Consider the following 6,727-nt stretch of genomic DNA (forward strand, 5'->3'; position numbering starts at 1 on the left):
GATGCGGTTTTTTATTTTTGCCTATAAATTTTAAGCAATATGTTTTTGTACGATAATCGAACCAACCGAATACCCTGCACCAAATGATGAAATTATAGCATATTCGCCATTATTTACTTGCTCACCTGTGCGGTGCATTGCAATAATTACGCCCGCAGAAGAAGTATTGGCAAATTCATCTAAAATAATTGGTGCACGATCTAAATCAGCATCTTTACCAACAACGAGTTTTAAAATTAACTCATTCATATTGGCATTCGCTTGATGTAACCAAAAGCGTTTAACTTGTTCAGGAGTTAATTCAAGTTTTTCTAACTGTGCAGTAATGATTTTTGCAACCAATGGGCAAACTTCTTTAAACACTTTACGACCATCTTGGCGGAACAATTTGTCATCAACCACAGCATCTTCACTGCGGTTCAAGAAACCAAAGTTATTACGAATGTTATTTGAGAACTGAGTAAACAAATGAATATCTAGGATTTCATAACCTGATTTGGTTTCAGTTTCTTCAATAATTGAAGCAGTTGCAACATCACCAAAAATGAAATGTGCGTCACGAGTACGGTAGTCTAAATGACCTGAGGTAATTTCAACATTGAGCAATAATACACGGCGTGCGCCACATTTCACTGCATCATAGGCTTGCTTCAAACCGAATGTTGCAGCAGAACAAGCTACATTCATGTCATAAGCATAACCTTGGATACCCAAAGCTGATTGAATTTCAATTGCCACAGCTGGGTAGGCACGTTGCATATTTGAACAGGCCAAGATGACAACATCGATGTCTTCTGCGGTCACGCCTGCATTTTCCATTGCCTGTTTAGCAGCAATCACGCCCCACTCCGCTTGAAGTGAAAGTTCATCATTGCTACGCTCTTGTAAACGTGGGCGTAAACGTGCTGGATCAAGTATCCCTGATTTCTCAACTACATAACGGCTTTTGATACCCGATGCTTTTTCAATAAATTCAGGGCTTGAGCCACGCAAGGCTTCAATTTCGCCTGCTTCAATCTGAGCGGCATGATCTTGATTATATTGTTCTACATAAGCATTTAAACTTTCAACCAACTCTTCATTGGAAATAGATTCGGTCGGGTGGAATAAACCTGTACCTGTTATACGGATGCCCATGTAAAACTCCTGTAAAGAATGGTTCTAGCTTTCATCATCGCTCAGTTTAACCGATTGCTAATCGATCCCATAGTTTTTGCAATCTAGTTGGTGAAATAGGCAGCTTTGTTTTCATCGGTTGAGAAAACAAGGAAATTCTAAGCTCTTCCAACATCAAATACAATTCTTTGATTTTAGGATCATTTTTAAATTTAAATACTTTGTCCATCCATGGATCGACATCATCAATTGCAGCGAGGTCACGTTGTAGATTATTGGGCAATCGGTCTAAACGCAATAGCAATGCTTTCAAATAACGTGGGTATTCCTGCCAAATCTCGGCAGATCGGCTATAAACAAAGTCTGCCAATGACATTAAATCAAGTTGGTCTTCAATGTCATCCACACTTCGACCAAAGATATCCTGATCTAAAACCAATAACTCGCGACGAATTTGCTGCCATTGAGTAAAAATATCAGTAATATCAATTAAAACTTTTTGACCATCTGCCAAAAATTGCTTTTTCACATCAACGATTAGCTGATTAAATTCCGCTGTATTTTTAGGCAAAGTTTTTATTGAAACTTGTAAGGTTGCATAAACCAGCATTTGTTCCAACTTCGCCCGATCACCTAAAGGCGAATATGCCAAAGCTAATGGTTTGGAAATCTGTTTTTTCAACTGACGGATTAAATCACCCAACTGCATATGCACAAGACGAATAATCCCCTCACGATGTTGCTTGATGGCTTCATCTTGATCATTAAAAGTTTGAATCACCACACCCGATTCATCTTTGGCATCCAATTCAGCAAAGGCTTTTGTAGCAACAAGTGCCTGATATTGCTTGACAATAACACCTGTGACTTTTTGGGAAGCCTCAAACACAAAATTTTCAGGAAAAGTCTGGAACTCACCCTTTTGCTGTTTCACAGGGCGATGCGTTTCAACACGACAACGCGCTTTGAGTTCATCTAAATCACGTCCTTGCGCAATGAGTTTGCCTTTTTCATCCACAACTTTAATAAAAGGTACAAGATATTGATCAATTCGTTCAAAAGAAAAATCTTTTTCAGTAATCTGCTCACCACGTAAGGCAAAAGCTAAATAACTAAATAAGTGCTCACGTAAATGTACTGCATCAACACCTTGCATCAGTTTTTTCGCAGTATCTGGAATCGGGACTAAATTACGACGTTTGTCTTTAGGCAACGCCTTGAGCAAAGCCTCTATTAAATCCTGACGCCACCCAGGAATCCCCCATGACCATTGCTTTTCATCGACCTGTGGCAAAGCCTGCACAGGAATTTTAACTGTTGCACCATCTTCATCATGGCTTGGATCAAAACGATAGCTCGCAGCTAAACGCAATTGTCCATTATGTAAATAATCTGGGAATTGCTGCGTGGTTGGCCGATCATTCATCCACAACGCATCATCTTCAACAAACAGATAACGCGGATTTTCTGTTTCTACTGTTGCACGCCAATCGTCAAAACTACGGCGACTGGCAATTTCCTCTGGCACTTTTTCAGCATAAAATTGATAAATAGTTTCTTCATCGACCACCAAATCACGACGACGCAATTTATCTTCAACACGTTCAACTTCTTCAAGCTTCAATAAATTATGCTTTAAAAACGGTGGCGTAATACCCAAATTACCAGTCGTTAAGGCATCCCGTAAAAAGATTTCATGTGCCGCGGCTTGATCAACTTTCTCAAAATTCACCATACGTTTTGGTTCAATAATTAAACCAAACAATGAAATTTGCGCATAGGCATTCACAATACCCGCTTTTTTCGACCAATGTGGTTCGAAATAGTGATACTTCAATAAATCACGTGCCGCCAACAAAATCCATTCAGGATCAATTTTTGCCAAAGTGCGTAAATACACTTGAGAAGTTTCCACCATCTCAAATGCCATCACCCAAGCAGTATTGGTCTTATGCAGTGTACTGGCAGGAAATACTTTCGCTTTCTGCTGACGTACCGCCATAAAGGTATTACGTTCATCGGTTTTATTGGCGATAAATGACAGTAAACCCGTTAACAAAGCACGATGTAAATTTTCATAATTGGCTGCCTTTTCATTAAAGCTCAACTTTAATCCTTCAGCCAACTCAACTAATTGTTGATGGGTTTGCTTCCATTCCCGTAAACGCAACCAACTCAAAAAATGTTGACGCGCAAATTGACGGCGCTTGTTTTCAGACTGCGTATCAGGACTGGTTTGCAGCGTATTCCAGAGTTTTAAATAGAATAAAAAGTCTGAATCTGCTTCTTTGAATAAAGCATGCTTCTGATCAGCCTGCATTTGCTTATCGGCAGGTCGTTCTCGTGGATCTTGAATCGCCAAGGCACTGACAATAATCAATGTTTCTTTCAGCACACCAAAATGAGCGCCACCAATCAGCATACGAGCTAATCGTGGATCAATCGGCATGCGTGCCATCATTTGACCGACTTTAGTTAAATCATTCTTACGTTCGCTTAATGCACCCAACTCAATCAAAAGCTTGCGCCCATCATTCACCAAACGGAAATCAGGTGGCTCAATAAAGTCAAAATCTTCTAAACCACCTAAACCAAGACTTTGCATTTGTAAAATTACAGAAGCCAAGTTCGTCCGTTTGATCTCTGGTTCGGTAAACTCAGGACGACTTAAAAAATCTTCTTCACTGTATAGACGAATACACACACCCGCAGCAATACGACCACAACGACCTTTACGCTGATTGGCTGCTGCCTGTGAAATCGCTTCAATCGGTAAGCGTTGCACACGTGAACGGTAGTTATAACGTGAAATACGAGCAAAACCGCTATCGATCACATAACGGATATTAGGAACGGTTAATGCTGTTTCAGCAACGTTGGTTGCAATAATGATACGGCGACCTTTACCGCTTGGACTGAAAATCTTTTGCTGCTCGGCGAGTGCCAAACGTGCATACAAAGGCAACACTTCTGTATGCCGAGGACCATATTTTTGCAGCGTTTCTTGTAATTCTCGGATTTCTTGCTCAGTGCTGGCAAAAATCAAGATATCAGCATGTTCTGGATGCCCTTTACCCTCTGCATCAGCAAAACACTCTTCGACCGCTTGTACAACAGCACGCGGTAGATTTTCTTCAAAATCATCAAACTCATCATCATCACTGCCAACAATACTCAGCTCAGAGATCGGACGATAACGCACTTCTACAGGGAAGCTGCGCCCTTCTACTTCAAAAATCGGTGCATCATTGAAGTATTGGCTAAAACGATTTACATCTAACGTTGCTGAGGTGACGATAACTTTTAAATCTGGGCGCTTGGGTAAAAGTTGCTTGAGATAACCCATGATAAAGTCAATGTTGAGGGAGCGTTCATGTGCCTCATCAATAATGATGGTGTCGTATTTTGAAAGAAATCGGTCATTGGTCAGCTCAGCCAACAAGATACCATCTGTCATTAAACGAACAATCGAATCCTGCGATCCCTGCTCATTAAAACGGATTTTAAAGCCAATCGCCTCGCCCAGTTTCTGCCCAACTTCTTCTGCAATACGTTGTGAGACACTGCGAGCAGCTAAACGTCTCGGCTGAGTATGCCCAATCATCCCAGTGAGACCACGACCAGCAAGCATGGCAATTTGTGGTAACTGCGTGGTTTTACCCGAACCAGTTTCACCAGCCACAATAATCACTTGATGCTTTTGTATTGCATCAATCAAGCGATCTGCATACTGAGTAACAGGTAAATCCTGATTGAGCTTGATCTTGGGAAGACGAGCAAGACGTTGCTTGACTTTGTGGTTAGACTGTTCAAACAGTTTTTCGATTTCTGCTGGTTGTGTTTTTTTATCTTTGCGCAGTCGATTTAAACGGTGACGGTCACGTGCCATAACCCATTGATCTACATTTAAATGAATCTGCACTGAACAGCTTTCCTAGAAAATAAACTAATCGGCTATTTTACGCCTTAAAGTGTTGCTATGCAAAGTGACCACATTTGGTTCTTTTCAAAAATATGCAATATCCAATTGATGCATATGGGTACTTTTGCATTTTCTTATCTTTAAACTGAGTACAATATATAGCAATTAGCAAAATATAAGCTACACTTGGATTTATTTGAGATTTTACCCATACCTAAAATATATTCTGTAAATTTACGTGAAAAAGTCATGAAACATTATCATGATACTCACCATAAATCGCAAACTTGTCATTTTTTAGAAATACTCAAACGAGTTGATCCATCAGATATCTATTATATGGATGAAGCTGGCATGAGTTGCAATGAAGTCGCCCAAATGGGATGGTCAAAGAAAGGTACAAGATGTCATGCCACCCGTTCAGGTCTATCTTCCAGACCTATGAGCTTTATTGGTACTATATCTTTGGCAGAAAAACTAAATTTATCATGCCTATACTATTTGAAAGCTGTTGTAATCGTAGTGTATTTGAAAGTTGGTTAACTTCATTCGGATAATCATTTGGGAAGTCAAAACCGATGAAAGACCGTATTATCATTTTAAATAATGCGACTTTTCACCAAGGTGAAGAAGTTGAAAATTATGATGCCCTAGTGTTTGGTTTTAAATCAATGTAGCTTATATAGTAGGGTTTGCTATAGCTTAGCTAGAGCAAAATATGACTTATAAATAAGCTTTTAGTTGTTCAAACAAGTGGGACCATCTCTATTCATTTGAAAATCATATTGTGGAATAACCCTTAGAGATAGATCTGTGCAAAAAAGCCGCTTGCATATACATTTAGTTGCCATTATTAAATGTCAACCGACCCTAATATTTCAATATGTTTCTTTTGTTACTAAACACTATAAATTTTAACTTTTAATAAAATATTAGGCCTTTTTTTTAACAAAATCCTATTTTATTGTGGAATAGACAATTTAAACATCACTGAAGATTTTATTAAGAATGTAACTCTTACGGTGATTTATCCATTTTAAGGAGAATAGAAATGACACATGCAGATGATTTTGATCGTGAGCAAATTAAGAATGCTCCAGATGAAGTTAAAAAAGAGTTGAATGCCGATCCAATTACTGGAGAGCCTGGTTCGCATCCTGTAGGAACAGGCCTGGGTGCGGTAGGTGGAGCAGCGGCAGGCGCTGCTGTAGGTAGTGTTGGTGGGCCATTGGGTACATTGGTTGGTGGAGCAGTTGGTGCTGTCGTGGGTGGTTTGGCAGGTAGTGCGGTTGGTGAAGCGATTGATCCAACGGTTGAAGATGCCTATTGGCGTGAAAACTACATTAATCAGCCTTACTATGGTACAACCAAGGCAAATTATCCAGACCTGAATTATGAACGGGATTACCAGCAGGCGTATCGTTTAGGTTATGACAATGATGCAATTTATGATCCTGATGTGGCATTTGAAGAGATTGAGCCAGAGCTAAAAGTCAATTGGGAAAAATCAAGAGCTGAATCACGCTTGTCTTGGGATGAGGCAAAACTTGCTTCCCGTGATGCCTGGAATCGTAATCGTAAATAACCAGATTAACTTATTCTGAAAAAAGAAAAGCCTTTTATTAAGGCTTTTCTTTTTTATATCTTCTAGGACTTACGCATTGACGGATTCAAAAAAGTATTAAAATA

General features: G+C 39.6%; 4 protein-coding genes. 2 read left to right on the plus strand and 2 right to left on the minus strand.

The genetic code is table 11. The annotated features are described in order from the left end of the window. Positions 1–30 precede the first annotated feature (30 nt). Positions 31–1,137 carry a beta-ketoacyl-ACP synthase III gene (locus tag F967_RS08285; protein WP_004761281.1) on the minus strand — a complete coding sequence of 369 codons (1,107 nt, stop codon included), beginning with the start codon at positions 1,135–1,137 and terminating at the stop codon, positions 31–33. Positions 1,138–1,183: 46 nt separating this feature from the next. Next, positions 1,184–5,038: an ATP-dependent RNA helicase HrpA gene (gene hrpA, locus F967_RS08290; protein WP_004799283.1), complete on the minus strand. Its 3,855-nt coding sequence runs from the start codon at positions 5,036–5,038 to the stop codon at positions 1,184–1,186. Between the two features lie 249 nt (positions 5,039–5,287). Here hrpA and F967_RS13830 point away from each other — a divergent pair, with 249 nt between their 5' ends. Continuing rightward, complete coding sequence (locus F967_RS13830; RefSeq protein ID WP_171062324.1) at positions 5,288–5,581, plus strand: hypothetical protein; 294 nt, start codon at positions 5,288–5,290, stop codon at positions 5,579–5,581. Between the two features lie 508 nt (positions 5,582–6,089). Further along, positions 6,090–6,623 (plus strand): glycine zipper domain-containing protein, encoded by a 534-nt coding sequence (locus F967_RS08295; RefSeq protein WP_004761287.1) that lies wholly within the window; start codon positions 6,090–6,092, stop codon positions 6,621–6,623. Positions 6,624–6,727 lie beyond the last annotated feature (104 nt).

The organism is Acinetobacter sp. CIP 102637, from assembly GCF_000368425.1.
In the GTDB taxonomy this organism is placed as follows: Bacteria; Pseudomonadota; Gammaproteobacteria; order Pseudomonadales; family Moraxellaceae; genus Acinetobacter; species Acinetobacter parvus.